Here is a 17,895-nt window from a genome sequence, read left to right on the forward strand (position 1 = left end):
AGATTGCAAAGAATTGTTTATTCGGAGCCTGTCGGGCTCACGATGCTAAAGTTCGGGCCGACCCGGCCGTTATCTGGGTCATACCGTACAGGAAACCCATCGTGAAGATCGATTCCACTCCGAAACCGAGCCCCCTCGCGTCGACCGGCAACGGCGCGACCCGCGCGCAATCCGGCGCGGCTTCGTCGTCGCCCGCGCAGGCGGCCGACGCTGGATCGACCGGCGGCGACACGACCGTGAACCTGTCGGGTCTGTCGGGCCAGCTGCGTTCGCAGTCGGCCTCGGGCAGCGCCGACATCGACACGGCCCTCGTCCAGTCGATCAAGGACGCGCTGAACGACGGCACGCTGACGATCGACGTGAACAAGATCGCCGACGGCGTATTGAATACCGCCCGCGACCTGCTGCAACAGCAGCGCTCGCAGGGCAACTGAGCCGGCCAGGGGCCCGTCACGCCCTGACCGGTCCCCTGGTTTGCCGGCATGCGCCACCGCGTGCCGGCGCGACGAGCATGACGCGATGAGAGAAGAGCTGCTGGCCACGGTCAACGACGAACACGCGACGGTCGAAGCGTTCGCGTCCCTGCTCGCCTACGAGGAAAAGGCGCTCACGACACCGGAGCCGCTCGACATGCTGCCCGGCATCGTCGAGAAGAAGAGCGTGCTGATCGATCGGCTCGCGCAGCTCGAGCGCACGCGCGACACGCAGCTGTCCGCGCTCGGCTTTCCGGCCGGCAAGAAAGGCATGGACCAGGCCGCCGAGCGCGATGCTCGCCTCGCCGGCCGCTGGCAGTTGCTGCTGCAGGCCGCCGAACGCGCGCGCCAGGCCAATGCGACCAACGGGATGCTGATCCGGATCCGGATGGACTACAACGAGCGCGCGCTCGCGGTGCTGCGCTCGGCCCCCGCGCCAGCCGGCGTCTACGGGCCCGACGGGCGCGTGTCGGCGCTGATGCGCTGAAGCACCGGCGTACCGGTCACGCCGGCGCTCCGACGCGCCGATCACGCCAACGCTCCGACGTACCGATCACGCCGACGCTCTGACGTACCGATCACGCCAACGCTCCGACGCGCCGCCCGCACACCGCGCGGCAGCGCGCCCCCTCCCCGCCTTACAGCAACGGACACGCAGTGACCTGCGTGCCGCGTTCCACGCAAACCCGTTCGTAGTCGCGCAGGTACGCGCGCTCGCCGTCGTCCAGCAGCTCGACGTCGATCAGGTCCCAGTCGTAGCCGACGGTGACGATGTTCTCGAACGAGACGGTGTCCGATGCGTCGTCGTCCGCGCGCACGATCACGATGTTCTCGATCCGCACGCCGCCCTTGCCCGGCACGTAGATGCCCGGCTCGACCGAAATCACCGCATTCGGCACCAGCCCGTACTTCGCGCCCGGCGCGAACCGCACGCCGCCCTCGTGGACGTGGATCCCGACGCCATGCCCGGTGCCGTGGCCGAAATCGTAGCCGTGGTCGCGGCACACCTGCCGTACCGCCGCATCGACGTCGCCGCCCGTGGCCGTCTTCGGAAAGCGTGTGACGAGCCCCTTGATGCAGGCCTTCAGCGCGACCGTATAGATCTCGCGCTGCCACGGCTGCGCGACCGTTTCCGGCCGCGTGCGACGCAGCACGACCCGCGTGCAGTCCGTCGCGAAGCCGGCGTCGTAATACGCGCCGCTGTCGAGCAGCACGAGTTCGCCTTCCGTCAGCTCGACCTCGGCGCTCGCCGTCGTGTAGTGCGCGAACGCGCTGTTCGCGCCGTTCGCCGCGATCGACGGGAACGTCAGCGCGACCGCCGAACGCGCGCCGTACGCGTCGTTGATCGTGCGGGCCAGGTCGTATTCGGTATGGCGCCGCCCCGGCTCGCCGGTCTTCGCCCAGCGCATCGTTTCGGCGATCGCCGCCGAACTGCGCGCGAACGCGTCGCGGAAGCGGTCGAGCACCGCCGGCGTCTTGCTCGCCCGCATCGCCTCGACCGGGTTGAAATCGGCGTGGCGCGCATGCGGCCACACGCGGCGCACCGACTCGACCAGCGCGCAGTTGACCGATTCGAAGCCGTAGCACACGTGGTCGACCGCGCATGACGCGAGGAAGCGCTCGAGTTCGGCGAAGTCGCGCCGGATCACCTGCAGCGCCGGATACGACGTCAGCTCGACCGGGCACCGGTCGCAGCCTTCCGGCAGGAACAGCACGACCTGCGCGCCGACCGCGAACAGGAAGCCCAGATGCGACGACACGTTCGGGATGTGATAGCCGCGGCTGTTCAGCAGATACGCGAGATCGTCCGACGCGCACGTGAAGAACGCCGTCTTGCCGGGCGCCGCGCCGGTGTGCGCGGCGAGCCGGCGGTTCAGCGCGTCGAGGTTCTGCGCGACGCTCGCGCCGGTCATCGTGTCCGGCAGCTCGAAGATCGGCCGCTCGACCACCCAGCCCGGCAGCGCGATCGCGCGGTCGATCTCGCGCTCGACGAGACTCGTCCAGTCGAGCGACGCGGGCTGCGTCTGCTCGAGGAGCCGGTCGCGCTGCGCGACACTGATCCGCAGCGCGTCGTAGCCGACCCGCGCAAGCCGGCTCGCGTGCGCGACGAGCCAGTCGCCCAGCGCCTGCCAGATCGTCACGTTCATCCCGAGCTTCTCGATCCGCACGTGGGCCGGGTCGCACTGCCGTTCGGCCTGCAGGTGATAGCGGCCGTCGACGAACAGCACGAACGGCGGCACGCCGAGCGCCTGCGCGGTCGCCGCGCTCAGGAAGATCCCGCAGCCGGCCGAGCCGTCGAAGCCCGACAGCGCGTAGCGCGGGTTGTTGCTGCGCGGCAGATATTCGGTGATGTATTCGTCCTGCGACGTGACGACCACGGCGTCGAGCCGCAGCGCGTCGAGCACGCGCGACAGGCCGCGCTGCGTATCGGCGACGCACGCGTCATACGGGGGAAGGCCGGAGAAGCTGTATTTCAGTCGATCGATCATCGGATACCCGCTAATGATTGTTGTCAGCAGCCGGCGGTGTCACGCGGCCTCGCGCACGCGTGACGCGGCGCGCCGCCCGGGGCGCGGACGACGCAAGGCCCCGCGGGCAGCCGGCCGCGGCGGCGCAGCGCCGTTTCCGGCGGCCGGTCTCGAGAAAAATTTTTGTCCCACTTAACTTTGTTTGATGCGTCGACAGAATCTAGAGCACGCTCAAATTGAGGTCAAGCCAAAATTTTCGTAGGGCTAAAATTACCGGCACGGCGCGAGGGTGGCCCGACCAGGCGCGGCGTGGCGCCGTGCGGGCGCCACCGCGCGGTACAATGCGCCGGCATCGCCGTCCCGACGGCCATGCGTCGTGCGCTTCGCGGAACGCAACGTCCCGGCGACTGCACCGCCCTTCCGCTCGCCTCCCGACTCGTTGTCACGAAAGAGATTCATGGATTCAGACCTCATGCGTATCGGCCAGCGCATCCGGCGCCTGCGCCGGGAAGCGAAGAAGACGCTGCTGGAAGTCGCGACCGAGGCGAACCTGTCGATCGGATTCCTGTCGCAGGTCGAGCGCAATCTCACCGGGATCTCGCTGTCGTCGCTCGTCAACGTCGCGACGGCGTTGAACGTGCCGCTCGGCACGCTGATCGAGCAGCCGCGCCAGGCGCAGCCCGACTCGCGCGCGGGCCGCCGCGAACCGTACGCGGTCGACGCCACGTCGCAATGGTACGAACGGCTGTCGACCACCTTCGACGGCAGCCAGATCCACGCGCTCAAGGTCCGGATGATGGAGGGCTATCGCTCGGAATGGGTTGCGCACGGCGGCGACGAGTTCGTGTACGTGCTGACCGGCCGCGTCTGCTACACGATCGGCAAGAAGGATTACCCGCTGTCGCCCGGCGACTCGCTGCACTTCGACGCGCGCAAGCGCCATCGCGTCGCGAATGTCGGGGACGGGCCGGCCGAACTGATCGCGGTCGGCACGCTGCCGCTCTTCGACGACAGTTGCGCCGAGTTCGGCTCCGCGACAATGGAAATCAGGCCGCCCGCGCGCGATGCCGGCCCGACGCCGGGCGAGCCGCGCGTGAGCCGCCGCGAACCGGCGCAGAAACGAGAGCACGAGCACGCCGCGAACACGGCCGCGCCTGCCGCCGACCTGCCGGCCCGCGTGGCGGCCAAGCCGGCGGCCAAGCCCGCTGCCGGCAAGCCGCGCGCGACCACGGGCAAACGCCCGGCCGCCACCCACACGAAGCAATGACGGCTGGCCGCCGGGCGACGCACCGCGCCACCCGTTTCTTCCGCGCTATTCGCCGATCGCCAGCGCCTGCTTGACGGCCTCGACCCGTGCGCGATGCACGGCGTCCTTGATCTGCATCACATCGTCGCCGACACCGCGCGCGATCGCGCCCGCGTCGACGCTGCGCGCCGCCACCAGCGCCACGCGCAGCCGCTCGGCCTGCGGATACGGCTGCGTGTCGAGCCCGAGCCGGCCGCGGGCATCCGATTCGCACGCCTGCAGCATTTCCGCGAAGCGCGCCGGCTTGCGCAACGCGTCGCTGCGCTCGAAGAACCGCACCAGCGCGGCCGCGCCCATTTCCATCACGCGATGCAGGTTGCCGTGCTCGCGCGCGACCACCAGCGCCAGATCGCGACATTCGTTCGGCACGCGCAGCCGCTCGCACAACGGCTTGATGAGCTCGACGCTGCGGCCTTCGTGGCCGACATGGCGCGGCAGCACGTCGGCGGGCGTCGTCGCCTTGCCGAGATCGTGCGTGAGCGCCGCGAAGCGCACCGGCAGCGAGTAGCCCTGCTTCGCCGCATAGTCGACGACCATCATCACGTGCACGCCCGTATCGACTTCCGGGTGGTAGTCGGCGCGCTGCGGCACGCCCCACAGCGCGTCGACCTCGGGCAGGACGCGCGCGAGCGCGCCGCATTCGCGCAGCACCGCGAACATCCGCGACGGTTTCGCCTCCATCAGCCCGCGCGCGATTTCCTGCCACACGCGTTCGGCCACCAGCGCGTCCGCTTCGCCGGCGTCGACCATGCGCCGCATCAGCGCGAGGGTGTCGTCCGCGACCGTGAAATCCGCGAAGCGCGCGGCAAAACGCGCGATCCGCAGGATCCGCACTGGATCCTCGACGAACGCGTCGCCCACGTGCCGGAACACGCGTGCATGCAGGTCGGCCTGTCCGTCGAACGGATCGATCACCGGCCCGACCAGCGCGCCTTCCGGGCTCACTTCGCGCGCCATCGCGTTGATCGTCAGGTCGCGCCGCGCGAGATCCTCGTCGAGCGTCACGTCCGGCGCGAAGTAGAACTGGAAGCCGTGATAGCCGGCGGCCGTCTTGCGCTCGGTGCGCGCGAGCGCGTATTCCTCCTGCGTGTCCGGATGCAGGAACACCGGGAAATCCTTGCCGACCGGCCGGAAGCCCTGGGCGACCATCTGCTCGGGCGTCGCGCCCACCACCACGTAGTCGCGGTCCTGCACCGGCACGCCGAGCAAGTCGTCGCGGATCGCTCCGCCTACTGCGTAGATGTTCATGGATTCGGTTCGTATTCGGCAATCACGTTGGTTTCGCGGCGAGCGGCGTCGATCCAGCGCTGCACCGCCGGCAGCGCGGTCACGCGCGCGGCATACCCGGCTGCCTCCGGCGACAGCGCCGGCGCATACGTGTTGAAGCGCATCACGACCGGCGCATACATCGCATCGGCAATTCCGAACTCACCGAACAGGAACGGCCCGCCCGAGGCCTCGATGCACGCGCTCCACAGCGCGTCGATACGCGCGACGTCGGCCAGCGCATCGGGCGTCGCACCGCGCCCCGGCATCGACGCGCGCACGTTCATCCCCATCTGCGTGCGCAGCGCGGCGAAGCCCGAATGCATCTCGGCCGAGATGCAGCGCGCGTGGACGCGCTCCAGCGGATCGGCCGGCCACATCGGGAATTGCGGATAGCGCTCGGCGAGCGTCTCGGCGATCGCGAGCGAATCCCAGATCGCCGTGCCGTGATCGTCGATCAGGCACGGCACCTTGCCGGTCGGCGAATACTCGCGGATGCGCGCGGCCGTGTCGTCGCGGCGCAGCTCGATCGCGACCTCGTCGAACGGGATCCCGAAATGCGCGAGCAGCAGCCACGGCCGCATCGACCACGACGAGTAATTCTTGTCTCCAATGACGAGTTTCATGGCGGTGTTCCGAAAGGCGCGAAAGTGAATGACGGAAAGCGGCTGCCCGCGACGCCTAGCGGCGCGAGCGGAACCAGTCGAAGCGGGAGCGCTGCGCGCCGTCACCGAGATACGCGGGCGCGATGCTCTCGAGACTCGCGGGCGACAGCCCGAGTTCCGGCGCGAGCGGCCCTGACAGCACGTTGGGCACCGACATCGACGCGAGATTGTCGCGCGTGATCATCGGCTCGCCGGGCAGGCATTCGAACACGCGCGCCTGCAGCTGCGCAAGCGCGTCGGACAGCCGCACGATGCGTGCCTGCCGGCCGACCAGCGTGCCGCAATAGCGCACCAGCTGCTCGAGCGTATAGACGGTCGGACCGCCGAGCTCGTAGGTTTTGCCGTGCGCGGCCGTGAGATCGAGCGTGTTGACGAACGCGGTTACGACGTCACCGACGAACACCGGCTGGAAACGCGCGTCGGGCATCGCGAGCGGCAGCACCGGCAGCGTGCGCTGCAGGTTCGCGAATGTGTTGAGGAATGTGTCGCCGGGGCCGAACACGACCGACGGGCGGAAGATCGTCAGCGCGAGCGAATCGGTCGCCGCGACCGCGTGCAGCGCGGCCTCGCCGTCGCCTTTCGAGCGCTGGTACATGCTCGCGCCGTGCGAATCGGCGCCGAGCGCGCTCATGTGCAGCACGCGCTGCACGCCGACTTCGACGCATGCGGCGGCCAGCGCGGCCGGCAGCGCGACGTGCGCGCGCTCGAAGCCGGGCCCGTATGGCGTGCCGCGGCCGTCGTGCAGCACGCCGACGAGATTGATGGCTGCGTGCGCGCCGGCGACGAACCGGGCCAGCGTGCGCGTGTCGAGCGCATCGAGCTCGACGATCTCGACCGGCAGCATCTGCAGGTGGCGCGCGTGGTCGCGCCGCCGCGTGCCAATCCTCACATGCTTGCCGGCGTCGATCAGCGCATTGACGAGCCGGCTGCCGATGAAGCCGGTGCCGCCCAGCAGCGCGACGGTCTGGCGATCCATGGTCGAGTCCTCCAACGGGCGGTTCACGCTGATGACGGGCTTGCGAACGAGCCGTGCCGGCTGTCACCAGCGGGGCTTCCTTCGGGCGCATGCAAGAAGCGGGGCGCGCCGTCCGGCCGAGCCTGACGAGCGACGTGCGACGCCGCAATGCGGCCGGCCACGCTCACGCCCCTGACCAGGAGAATCATAGACGGGGCTGGCCCGTCATGAGCGTGGACAGCCCCTCGAGCATACTGCCGCGTGTCGCGCGGCAGTATGAAGATTGCGGATCAGGGCGAGATCATGCCCAGGCGTTTCTTCAACGACTGCGGTTTGCCCTCGAAGAGCGCCGCGTAGTAGACGGTGTTCGACAGCACGTTCTTCACGTAGTCGCGCGTCTCGTTGAACGGAATCGTCTCCGCGAAGATCGCGCCTTCGACCGGCTGCGTCAGCACCTGGCGCCACTGGCGCGGCCGGCCCGGGCCCGCGTTGTAGCCGGCGGTCGCCAGCACCGGCGAGCTGTCGAAGTTGTTGTAGATGTCCGCCAGATACCAGGTGCCGAGCTGGATGTTGGTATTGATGTCGTGCATCTGCGCACGCGTGATCGTGCCCATCCCGAGCTTCTTCGCGACGAGCTGCGCGGTGGCCGGCATCAGCTGCATCAGCCCGCCCGCGCCAACGGAAGAACGCGCGTTCGTGATGAAGCGCGATTCCTGGCGGATCAGCCCGTACGCCCATTCGATGTCGAGGCCCGACGACTGCGCGTAGCGCTCGACGATGTCGCGGTACGGCGACGGGTAGCGCAGCGTGAAGTCGTGCTCGGCCTTCGTGCGGTCGGCCGTGTTGACCGTTCGGTCGAGCAGGTCGACGCGCTTGCCGTATTCGGCGGCCGCGAGCAGTTGGCGATCGGTCATCCCGCGCAGCGGCCAGTTCCATTCGCGGTTGCCTTCGAGGCGCAGGTTCAGCGCATAGAAGCGCTGCGCGAGCGCGAAGCCCGGGATCTTGCTCATCGCGCCGATGTCGGCGTCGCTCACCTTCGTGCGCGGCGGAACGCTCGTGCGCTGGCCGAGCTCTTCGCCGGCGAGCTGCCCGTAGAAGTTGTACTGGCCCGCGACCTGCTCGAATTCCTGGTTCGCCTGCAGCGTGTCGCCGCTTTGCTTGAGCGCGCGCGCATGCCAGTAGATCCAGGCCGGATCCTCGCGCAGCGACGGCGGCATCTGCTCGATCGACCAGCGCACCATCGGCCAGTTGCCGGCGAGCAGCGCGGCGCGCGTGCGCCATTCGTAGCCCGGGTTCGACAGCTGCGCGTTCGCGGATTTCGCATACCAGACCGACGCGAGCGGCGAGCGCTTGATCGCGCCCTGGTAGCCGATCGCGCCCCACGCGATCGCCTGTTCCGGCTTAGTGAGCGAGCCGGCGACGGAGGTCAGCATCCCGGCCGCCGCGTCCGGATCGTTGCGCGCCATGCGGCCGAGCGCGATCAGCGCGAGCTGGTGCGACGCCGCGTCGGGGCCGACGCCGCGCGCGAGGTACAGCGGCGGCGCGCTGGTCGCCTGGTCGAAGTCGACCGGGCGCGGGCCGAGCGCGTCGACGATCTTGCCGCCGAGCGTCGTGTAGTTCTGCTCGTACGCGAGGCGCGCCTGCTGCCACACGTCGTCGCTCGTGAACTGATGGTTGACCGTCAGCGCCGTAATCAGGTCGACACAGGCGTCGCCGTAGTATTTCGGCTCGACGAGCAGCGCACGTGCCGCGTCGGCGACGTTCTCGCCGCGCGCCGCGCGCGATTCGAGCGCGTAGCACTTGACCTGCGTGTCGTCGTCGAGCACGAAGCGCTTGTACTGGTCGTCGAAGTTGCGCCAGTCGTGGCGCGCGCCGAGCACGAGCAGGTAGTCGTTGCGCATGCGGTCGGCGATCGCCTGTCCGTCGTAGCGCTGCAGGAACGACTGCACGGGTGCGTCGGGCGCGTCGACGCGTGCGCGGCCCGTCGAATCGAACAGCTGCGGCTTGATCTGGAAATACTCGACGTAGGACGGGACCGGATAGTTCGGGATCAGCGACGCGAGCTGCGCGGCCTTCGCGGCGTCGTTGCGGCGCGCGGCTTCGCGAAGCTGCACGAAGATCTGGTCATCCCCGGCGAGCGTGTCGTCGCCCGGTGCGGCGCACGCGGCCGTGCCCGCGACGAGCGCGGCGGCGGAAAGCGTGAGCGCGACCGCGCGATATACTCGGAAAAGGCTGTTCGACATCGTTTTGAATGGAGCACGAATTGAGCGAAAGCATAGCATGCAACCCTGTGCCGAACCCGAAGGTTGCACTGCGTAAAACGCTGGCCGGCGCGCGTCGCGACGCCGCGTCGCAGCCCGCCGCGAACGCCGCGCTCGACGCGCGCCTGCGCGCGTTGCTCGAACGCCTCGCGCCGCGCACGGTCGGCTTCTACTGGCCGCTGCCGGGCGAATTCGACGCGCGCGACGCGGTGCTCGCGTGGTCCGCGGCCGGCAGCGGCCGCCGTGCCGCGCTGCCGGTGATCGGCGAGCGTCACACACCGCTCGCGTTCCATGCGTGGGATGCGCACACGCCGATGCGCGAAGGGCATCACCGGATTCCGGAGCCGGCGTCGGGGGTCGTCGTCGTGCCCGACCTGTTGCTGATTCCGTGTGTGGGATTCGATCTGGAGCGCTACCGGCTCGGCTATGGCGGCGGCTACTACGACCGCACGCTCGCGGTGTGGCCGGGCGACACGCTGCCGGTGACGGTCGGCATCGCCTATGAAGCGTGCCGCGTCGATGCGCTGCCGGCCGAGGCGCACGATCTCGCGATGCGCTGGATCGTCACCGACGCCGCGCTTTACCCGGCCGCCGGATGACGCGGCGCGCGACACCGCGCCAGCCGCATGCCGCGCGTTACCGCGTTCCCCGTTCCGTTCGCAATCGTTTACAGCGAGGCCGCCGCCCGCGCGGCCGTATCGTAGAGGCCCGATGCGTGGCGCAGCAGTTGCGCCGCGTCGCCGATCTGCGCGTTGGTGAGGCCGCTGTCCTTCAGCGTCTCGATCAGGCAATGCTCGCGCACCTCGCGATACTTCAGGCACAGCTCGCGGCCCGCGTCGGTCGCGAAGAAGAACACTTCCTTGCCGCTCTTCTCGCTTTTCACATAGCCGCGCGCGATCAGTTTTTTCAGCGCGTAGGTCGCGACGTGCGTATCCTCGATATTGAGCACGAAGCAGATGTCGGCGAGCTTTTTCTTGCGTTCGCGATGGCTCACGTGATGCAGCAGCGACACCTCGACCGCCGTCATGTCCTTCGCGCCCGCGGCCGACATGCAGCGCACCATCCATCGGTTGAATGCGTTGCCGGCCATGATGAGGCCGTATTCGAGTTCCGACAGCTCGGCGCTCGACTCGGAAACGAGGTGTTCGGATGACACGATCTTGGTCGCAGGACGCTTCATGGAAAGGCGGCGCAAGCCGGATGACAGGGTGTGCCGAGTGTACGACAGAAGCCCCGGCATACGAGCTAGGCGAAAACGCTTATTGGGAAGTTGTCGATATTTTATCGACAATGTGCGCTAACATTGCCGTCCGAACCGTGCCAGTCCGATGACGCAACCCCGCATTTATCCGCTCGGCGATGCCGCCCTCGTCTGCGAGGTGCCGCCGCCCGCCACGCTCGATTGCCAGCGCCGCGTCTGGGCCGTCGCCGAGGTCGCGCGCGCGTGGCCCGACGTGATCGACGTCGTGCCCGGCATGAACAATCTGACGATCGTGTTCGACGCGCTCGCCGCGACGGCCGAGTCGCTCACGCCGGCGCTGCGCGACGCGTGGGAAACCGCCGACGTCGAGCACGCGGAGGGCCGCGAAGTCGAGATTCCCGTCGAATACGGCGGCACCGCCGGCCCCGACCTGCCGGCCGTCGCCGCGCACACGGGGCTGTCGGCCGACGAAGTCGTCGCGCGCCACGCGGCCGGCGAATACGTCGTGTTCTTCGTCGGCTTCCAGCCGGGCTTCGCGTATCTCGGCGGCCTCGATGCGTCGCTGCACACGCCGCGCCGCGCGGCGCCGCGCCTGGAAGTGCCGGCCGGCTCGGTCGGCATCGGCGGTGCGCAGACGGGCATCTATCCAGCCACGTCGCCCGGCGGCTGGCAACTGATCGGCCGCACGTCGCACGTGCTGTTCGATCCCACGCGGGCGCAGCCGACACTGCTGCTGCCCGGCGACCGCGTACGCTTCACCATTGCCGGAGTCGACGCGACATGAGCCAGAACACCGCACCGGGCACGATCGAGGTCGTCCGCGCCGGCCCGCTGTCGACCGTCCAGGATCTCGGCCGCCGCGGCACGCGCCATCTCGGCGTCGCGCAGGGCGGCGCGCTCGACGGCCTCGCGCTCGAGGTCGGCAACCGGCTGGTCGGCAATCGCCCCGACGCGGCGGCCGTCGAAATCACGATCGGCCCGGCCGCGTTCCGCTTCACGCGCGCGACGCGCATCGCGATCACCGGCACCGAATTCGGCGCGACGCTCGACGGCAAGCCCGTGTATTCATGGTGGAGCCTGCCGGTCGAGGCCGGGCAGACGCTCGTGCTGCCGGCCGCGAAGCGCGGGATGCGCGGCTACCTGTGCATCGCGGGCGGCGTCGACGTGCTGCCGATGCTCGGCTCGCGCAGCACCGATCTCGCGTCGCGCTTCGGCGGCCTCGGCGGCCGCGCGCTGCGCGACGGCGATCGGCTTCCGGTCGGCGTGCCGCCGGCCGGCGCCGGCTGCCTCGCGGCCGATGCGCCCGAATTCGGCGTGAAGGCGCCCATGTGGTGCGCGTTCGTGCGCGTCGACGAACCCCCGCGCCGCCACCACCGTCCCGCGCACGCGCCGTGGGCGATGCCCGTGCGCGTGCTGCCGGGCCCCGACTACGCGTCGTTCGCGGCCGATTCGCAGCAGGCGTTCTGGGACGAGGAATGGCTCGTCACCGCGAACAGCAACCGGATGGGCTATCGCCTCGCCGGCGCCGAGCTGGTGCGCGAGCGGCCCGTCGAGCTGCTGTCGCACGCGGTGCTGCCCGGCACGATCCAGGTGCCGCCGAACGGCCAGCCGATCGTGCTGATGCACGATGCGCAGACCACCGGCGGCTATCCGAAGATCGGCACGGTGATCCACGCGGATCTCTGGAAACTCGCGCAGGCGCGCCTGAACCTGCCGATCCGCTTCGTGCGCACGACGCGCGACGCCGCGCGCACCGCGCTGAGCGCGGAACGTGCGTATCTGCGGCAGATCGACGTCGCGATCGAGATGCGCGAGGAAACGCGCCGCCGCGAGCAATCGCGCGCGGCGTGACAATGTCGTAAGCAACAAGGAGGACGCGCCACGCCATCCGTGGACGACGAACATCATGGAAATCGATCTGAATGCCGATCTCGGCGAAGGATGCGGATCGGACGAGGCGCTGCTCGACCTCGTCACGTCGGCGAACATCGCGTGCGGCTGGCATGCAGGCGGCGCCAATGCGATGCGCGACTGCGTGCGCTGGGCCGTGCAGAAAGGCGTGTCGATCGGCGCACACCCGAGTTTTCACGACCCGGAGAATTTCGGGCGCAAGGAAATGCAGCTGCCGGCCGGCGACATCTACGCGGGCGTGCTGTACCAGCTCGGCGCGCTGTCGGCGATCGCGCAGGCCGAAGGCGGCCGCATCGCGCACGTGAAGCCGCACGGCGCGCTGTACAACCAGGCCGCGCGCGACCCGCTGATCGCCGACGCGGTGGTGTCCGCGATCCACGACTTCGATCCGTCGCTCGCCGTGTTCGGGCTCGCCAACAGCGTGTTCGTCGCGGCCGCGCGCCACGCAGGGCTCGCCGCGGTGGAGGAAGTGTTCGCCGATCGCGGCTATCGTGCGGACGGCTCGCTCGTGCCGCGCAGCCAGCCCGGCGCGCTGATCGACGACGAGAATGCCGTGCTTGCGCGCACGCTCGACATGGTGCGCGAGCGGAAGGTGCGCGCGGTGAGCGGCGAGTGGGTGCCGCTCAATGCGCAGACGGTTTGCCTGCACGGCGACGGCCCGCATGCGCTCGCGTTCGCGAAGCGGATCCGCACGGCGCTCGAAGCGGCGGGTGTCGACGTGGTCGCGCCCGGCGCGCTGCAGGCCGACGAAGACGCCTGAGCGGCGCGCAAGCCCCGCTGCCCTCCGACCAAAACCGTCGCACCAAAGAAAAAAGCGCCCTGGTGGCGCTTTTCTGTTGGCACGATCGCCGCGGACTTCGCCGTCTGTCGATTCGCCCCCCGAAACCGTCTGTCGACGGTGACCGGAAACCTGCTCCGGATTAAAAAACGTCCGCCGCCGCCCGAATACTGCTTCCCCCGGTCGGACGACGGAACGTCGCTTATCCGCAAGTCTGCCGCATGCATTTGTTGTACCGACGATGTTTGGCCCCGCCGTGCATGCAGACACTCCGTGGCCGGCACGCGCATCACGTGCCGGCTACGCTAACCCCGCGCTTTGTTTTCTGCTACCCCGTAGAACTTATCTATTCTTTTCATTTTTTCAACTTGTGGGATGAAGAATAGAGATTCGCGGAACGGGATGTCAATGGTCTTAAACGCTATTTCCTGAGGATTCGAGGGTTTTCCTTATCGGACCGCGCGGCCGCACCGACGCTTCGCAACGCGCGCGCGATGTCGAGCAAACAGGGGAGGATCGGTGCGCGACATCCGGCGCGATCAGTTCGCGTCGACCCGGTATCCTTGCCGGCGCAACAATTCGAGCACGCCGCGCGGGCCGCCCAAATGCAGCGCGCCGATCGCGACGAATACCGGCCTGTCCGGCGCGGCGATTGCCGTCATTCGTGCAACGAAGCGCCGGTTGCGCTCGTACAGGATCTTGTTGTCGATCGACGCCGACAGCGCCTTCGACCGGGCCAGCCGCTCGCTCTTCGCGACCGCCCACGCGGCGATCGCATCGGCGTCGCCAATTTGCCACAGCCGGTGCAGCGCCTTGATGTCGGCCGCGTTCTGCGCCGGCGTCTGCACCATGTCCTGCGCGAGCATCTCGCGCTGCTCGGCGAGTGTCAGCCCGGTGAACGCACGCATCTGCTCGGCCAGCGTCTCGAGCCCGATCACGCGGCCGCCCTTCTTCTTCAGGAACACGTTCTGCAGCTGCGCCTCGGTGCCGTATTCGGTCTGCAGGCCGGCCGACAGCGAGTCGTAGGTCTCGACGACCAGCGCCGCGAGCCACGGCCGCATCCGGCGGATCTCCACGAGCGCGGCCGGATTGCCGCGCAGGCGCGCGGCGAGCCGCTGCCACAGCGGCTCGGGCAGCAGGCGTTGCAGGCACGGGTAGCGGCACACGCCGTACTTCGACACGTCGTCCTGCGATTCGAGCAGATCGTCCGGCGACAGCTCGAGCGCGAGCGTCGGCGACGCGGCCAGCGCCCCGAGGATGCGCGGCCGGAACGGCTGGGCACTCGGGTAGTCGGACGGGTCGCCCGTATGTAGCGTGCCGAGCACGTACAGCGTGACCCGGCCGCGGGTGGCGACATAGAACGGCATGCGCGCGGGCTGCACGCGCACCGTGCCGCGCGCGACCGTGCCGTTCGACACGGACGGCGCGTGGAAGCCCGGCAGGCTCAGGCCGGGCGGCGGTACCTGCGACGGATGGATCGGCGAACTCGACGGCGCGCGCCCTTCGGCACGTGCGGCGTCGGCCGGGACCAGCACGCTGGCGGCCACGCACGCGCCGGCCAGCGCCGCGCCCGTGACCGTGCGCACGCTCCAGCGCCGTGCGTTGCGGCACGCGCGCATCACGCGCGCGCTGCCAGTCCCCGAACGGCGCACGTCTGACGCGCGCGCCGCCAAACCATCAGGCATTCGCCTCCCCCACCTCCTCGGCGCGATGGCAGGCCACGCGGCGTCCGTCGACGTCGCGCAACTGCGGTTCCTCGACACGGCAACGCTCGATCGCGTATGGGCAGCGCTGGTGAAACGCGCAGCCCGACGGCGGATTGAGCGGCGACGGCAGCTCGCCTTGCAGCTTGATCTGCACGCGGCGGTCTTCCTCGAAGATCGCCGGCGTCGCCGACATCAGCGCGCGCGTGTACGGATGCCGTGGCCGTGCGTAGATCGTCGCCTTGTCGCCGAGCTCGGCGACGCTGCCGAAGTACATCACCATCACGTCGTCCGCGACATGCTCGACCACCGCCAGGTTGTGCGAGATGAACACGTAGCTGGTTTTGAACTGCTCCTGCAGATCCATGAACAGGTTCAGGATCTGCGCCTGGATCGACACGTCGAGCGCGGACACCGGCTCGTCGGCGACGACGATGCGCGGATCGAGGATCATCGCGCGCGCGATCGCGACGCGCTGGCGCTGGCCGCCGGAGAACATGTGCGGATAGCGCTTCGCGTGCTCGGGCCGCAGGCCGACCGTGCGCATGATCTGCGCGATGCGCGCCGCGCGTTCGGCGGCCGTCAGGTTCGCGTTGATCTCGAGCGGCTCGCCGAGCGTCTGCTCGACGGTCTTGCGCGGGTTCAGCGACGCGAACGGATTCTGGAACACCATCTGCACGCGTCGGCGCAGGTCGGCGACCGTCTCGCGGTTCGCGCCGGCCACGTTCTTGCCGTCGATCACGAGGCTGCCCGCGGTGGGCGTCTCGATCATCGTGAGCTGGCGCGCGAGCGTCGATTTCCCGCAGCCCGACTCGCCGACGACCGCGAGCGTCTTGCCGCGCTTGAGCGTGAACGACACGCCGTTCAGCGCCTTCACGGTGCCCTGCCCGAACATCCCGCGCTTCACCGAGTAGTGCTTCGCGAGGCCGTCCGCGATCAGCACCGCTTCCTCGTCGTCGTGCGGCGCACGCGTTTCGTGGACTGCATTCATCGTGCGCCTCCCGTCTGGTCGAGGTTGGAAATATTGAGCGGCTTGATGCAGCGCGCACGCATCGCATCGTTGGCCGGCACCAGCGTGTCGAGCGCCGGACGCGCCTTGCGGCAATCGTCGACGACGTACTTGCAGCGCGGCGCGAACAGGCAGCCGGACGGGCGATCATCGCGGCCCGGCACCATGCCCGGCAATGCGGCAAGGCGACGCGCCCCCTTATTGTGCTCGGGAATCGCCGCGAGCAGCGCTTCGGTGTACGGATGATGCGGCGCACGGAAGATGTCCGGCACGCGATTGGTCTCGATGACCTCGCCCGCATACATCACCGCGACGCGCTGCGCGACCTCCGACACCACAGCCAGATCGTGCGAGATCAGCACGAGCGCCATCCCGCGCTCCTTCTGCAGCTTCACGAGCAGATCCATGATCTGCGCCTGGATCGTCACGTCGAGCGCGGTGGTCGGCTCGTCGGCGATCAGCAGCTTCGGGTTGCACGCGACCGCCATCGCGATCATCACGCGCTGGTTCATCCCGCCCGACATCTGGTGCGGGAACGCCGTGATGCGGTTCTTCGCATCGGGAATGCCGACCTGGTCGAGCAGTTCGAGCGCGCGCCGGTGCAGCGCGTCGCCGCGCAGTCCTTCGTGCAGCTTCAGCACCTCCTTGATCTGGTAGCCGACCGTGTAGCTCGGGTTCAGGCTCGACAGCGCGTCCTGGAACACCATCGCGATGTCCTTGCCGACGATCTTGCGGCGCGCCTTCGGCGACGCCTTCAGCAGGTCCACGCCGTTGAACGTGACCTCGTCGGCCGTCACCTTGCCCGGCGCGTCGATCAGGCCCATCAGCGCCATCATCGTCACGCTCTTGCCCGAGCCCGATTCGCCGACGACGCCCACCACCTCGCCCGGCGCGACCGACAGGTTGATCCGGTCGACAGCGGGCAGGCCGTTGAAGTTCACCGCGAGATTGCGGATAGTCAGTAGATCTTGGCTCATGGTCAGGCCATCCGCTTCAGTTTGGGATCGAGCGCGTCGCGCAGCCCGTCGCCGAGCAGGTTGATCGCGAGCACCGAAATCAGGATCGACAGGCCGGGCATCGTCACGATCCACCATGCGTTGTCGATGTAGTCGCGCGCGGACGCGAGCATCGCGCCCCACTCGGCGGTCGGCGGCTGCACGCCGAGGCCGAGGAAGCCGAGCGCGGCCGCATCGAGAATCGCCGACGAGAAACCGAGCGTCGCCTGCACGATCAGCGGCGCCGTGCAGTTCGGCAGCACCTGCGAGAACATCAGGCGCACCGTGCCGGCACCGGCCACGCGCGACGCCGTCACGTACTCCTTCTGCAGTTCGCCGAGCGCCGACGCGCGCGTGAGACGCACATAGGCCGGCAGCGCGACGATTGCGATCGCGAACATCGTGTTGGTGAGGCCCGGGCCGATGATCGCGACGACCGCGACCGCGAGCAGCAGCGACGGCAGCGCGAGCAGCACGTCCATGATGCGCATCACGGGCGTGTCGGCCCACTTCTGGAAGAACGCGGCGACCAGCCCGAGCACGATGCCGGGGATCAGCGCGAGCACGACCGACACGAAGCCGATCCAGAACGACATCCGCGCGCCGAACATCAGGCGCGAAAGAATGTCGCGGCCCGCTTCGTCGGTGCCGAGGATGAAGCGCCAGTTGCCGCCTTCGAGCCACGCGGGCGGGATCTTCACGTAGTCGCGGTATTGCTCGACCGGGCTGTGCGGCGCGATCAGCGGGGCGAGCAGCGCGACCAGGATCAACACCAGCACGACGATGCCGGCGCCGACGGCGCCGCGGTTGCGCGAGAAGTTGGCCCAGAACTCGCGCAGCGCGAGCGCACGGCCGCCGGCCGGCGCGGATTCGCTCGGCAGGGTGTTTTGCAGATTGCTCATGG

At 69.0% G+C, this 17,895-nt stretch carries 17 protein-coding genes; 7 read left to right on the forward strand and 10 right to left on the reverse strand.

Annotated features, from left to right (window positions below; genetic code table 11):
- The first annotated feature begins 101 nt into the window (after positions 1 to 101).
- Complete coding sequence (gene flgM / locus BAMB_RS15515; RefSeq protein ID WP_006755734.1) at positions 102 to 434, forward strand: flagellar biosynthesis anti-sigma factor FlgM; 333 nt, start codon at positions 102 to 104, stop codon at positions 432 to 434.
- Between the two features lie 85 nt (positions 435 to 519).
- A complete protein-coding gene (locus tag BAMB_RS15520; protein ID WP_006755733.1) occupies positions 520 to 960 on the forward strand; it encodes a flagella synthesis protein FlgN in 441 nt (146 codons plus the stop codon).
- A gap of 151 nt (positions 961 to 1,111) precedes the next feature.
- On the opposite strand, the gene BAMB_RS15525 is transcribed toward BAMB_RS15520, so the two are convergent.
- Positions 1,112 to 2,962, reverse strand: coding sequence for a M24 family metallopeptidase (locus tag BAMB_RS15525; RefSeq protein WP_011658145.1), 1,851 nt, complete (start codon positions 2,960 to 2,962; stop codon positions 1,112 to 1,114).
- Between the two features lie 436 nt (positions 2,963 to 3,398).
- On the opposite strand from BAMB_RS15525, the gene BAMB_RS15530 reads away from it, so the two are divergent.
- Entirely contained in the window at positions 3,399 to 4,208 is an 810-nt protein-coding gene (locus tag BAMB_RS15530; RefSeq protein WP_011658146.1) for a helix-turn-helix domain-containing protein, read from the forward strand.
- A 45-nt stretch (positions 4,209 to 4,253) separates the two neighbouring features.
- Here the strand turns inward: BAMB_RS15530 and BAMB_RS15535 are convergent, their stop codons facing one another.
- The 4 genes from BAMB_RS15535 to BAMB_RS15550 all read right to left on the reverse strand — a co-directional run bounded on the left by BAMB_RS15535 (position 4,254) and on the right by BAMB_RS15550 (position 9,376).
- Positions 4,254 to 5,495 (reverse strand): multifunctional CCA addition/repair protein, encoded by a 1,242-nt coding sequence (locus tag BAMB_RS15535; RefSeq protein ID WP_011658147.1) that lies wholly within the window; start codon positions 5,493 to 5,495, stop codon positions 4,254 to 4,256.
- Positions 5,492 to 6,139: a glutathione S-transferase family protein gene (locus BAMB_RS15540; RefSeq protein WP_011658148.1), complete on the reverse strand. Its 648-nt coding sequence runs from the start codon at positions 6,137 to 6,139 to the stop codon at positions 5,492 to 5,494. The genes BAMB_RS15535 and BAMB_RS15540 overlap by 4 nt, the downstream gene beginning before the upstream one ends.
- A 55-nt stretch (positions 6,140 to 6,194) precedes the next feature.
- A complete protein-coding gene (locus tag BAMB_RS15545; protein WP_011658149.1) occupies positions 6,195 to 7,154 on the reverse strand; it encodes a complex I NDUFA9 subunit family protein in 960 nt (319 codons plus the stop codon).
- A gap of 269 nt (positions 7,155 to 7,423) precedes the next feature.
- The gene (locus tag BAMB_RS15550; RefSeq protein WP_011658150.1) at positions 7,424 to 9,376 is read right to left on the reverse strand and encodes a lytic transglycosylase domain-containing protein; all 1,953 of its coding nucleotides are present in this window, start codon (positions 9,374 to 9,376) and stop codon (positions 7,424 to 7,426) included.
- An 8-nt stretch (positions 9,377 to 9,384) separates the two neighbouring features.
- Between BAMB_RS15550 and BAMB_RS15555 the strand changes: the two genes are divergently transcribed.
- Complete coding sequence (locus tag BAMB_RS15555; RefSeq protein WP_011658151.1) at positions 9,385 to 9,993, forward strand: 5-formyltetrahydrofolate cyclo-ligase; 609 nt, start codon at positions 9,385 to 9,387, stop codon at positions 9,991 to 9,993.
- 68 nt (positions 9,994 to 10,061) lie between these two features.
- Here BAMB_RS15555 and BAMB_RS15560 read toward each other — a convergent pair whose 3' ends face one another.
- Positions 10,062 to 10,574 (reverse strand): winged helix DNA-binding protein, encoded by a 513-nt coding sequence (locus BAMB_RS15560; protein WP_006751934.1) that lies wholly within the window; start codon positions 10,572 to 10,574, stop codon positions 10,062 to 10,064.
- A gap of 148 nt (positions 10,575 to 10,722) precedes the next feature.
- Between BAMB_RS15560 and pxpB the strand changes: the two genes are divergently transcribed.
- The 3 genes from pxpB to pxpA are packed head-to-tail and all read left to right on the forward strand — an operon-like array spanning position 10,723 to position 13,266.
- Entirely contained in the window at positions 10,723 to 11,379 is a 657-nt protein-coding gene (gene pxpB / locus BAMB_RS15565; protein WP_011658153.1) for a 5-oxoprolinase subunit PxpB, read from the forward strand.
- Entirely contained in the window at positions 11,376 to 12,446 is a 1,071-nt protein-coding gene (locus BAMB_RS15570; protein WP_011658154.1) for a 5-oxoprolinase subunit C family protein, read from the forward strand. Before pxpB ends, BAMB_RS15570 begins: the two co-directional genes overlap by 4 nt.
- A gap of 55 nt (positions 12,447 to 12,501) precedes the next feature.
- Entirely contained in the window at positions 12,502 to 13,266 is a 765-nt protein-coding gene (gene pxpA, locus BAMB_RS15575; RefSeq protein WP_011658155.1) for a 5-oxoprolinase subunit PxpA, read from the forward strand.
- A gap of 557 nt (positions 13,267 to 13,823) precedes the next feature.
- Here pxpA and BAMB_RS15580 read toward each other — a convergent pair.
- From BAMB_RS15580 to BAMB_RS15595, 4 genes are read right to left on the reverse strand one after another with little or no spacing between them, the layout of a single operon-like run.
- Positions 13,824 to 14,969 (reverse strand): TraB/GumN family protein, encoded by a 1,146-nt coding sequence (locus BAMB_RS15580; RefSeq protein WP_011658156.1) that lies wholly within the window; start codon positions 14,967 to 14,969, stop codon positions 13,824 to 13,826.
- Positions 14,962 to 15,978, reverse strand: a complete 1,017-nt coding sequence (locus BAMB_RS15585) for a peptide ABC transporter ATP-binding protein (RefSeq protein ID WP_011658157.1) — start codon at positions 15,976 to 15,978, stop codon at positions 14,962 to 14,964. Before BAMB_RS15585 ends, BAMB_RS15580 begins: the two co-directional genes overlap by 8 nt.
- Positions 15,975 to 16,973 carry an ABC transporter ATP-binding protein gene (locus tag BAMB_RS15590; protein WP_011658158.1) on the reverse strand — a complete coding sequence of 333 codons (999 nt, stop codon included), beginning with the start codon at positions 16,971 to 16,973 and terminating at the stop codon, positions 15,975 to 15,977. The genes BAMB_RS15585 and BAMB_RS15590 overlap by 4 nt, the downstream gene beginning before the upstream one ends.
- Before the next feature lie 2 nt (positions 16,974 to 16,975).
- Positions 16,976 to 17,893 carry an ABC transporter permease subunit gene (locus BAMB_RS15595; RefSeq protein WP_011658159.1) on the reverse strand — a complete coding sequence of 306 codons (918 nt, stop codon included), beginning with the start codon at positions 17,891 to 17,893 and terminating at the stop codon, positions 16,976 to 16,978.
- Positions 17,894 to 17,895: the final 2 nt, after the last annotated feature.

This window comes from Burkholderia ambifaria AMMD, from assembly GCF_000203915.1.
GTDB classification, from domain to species: Bacteria; Pseudomonadota; Gammaproteobacteria; order Burkholderiales; family Burkholderiaceae; genus Burkholderia; species Burkholderia ambifaria.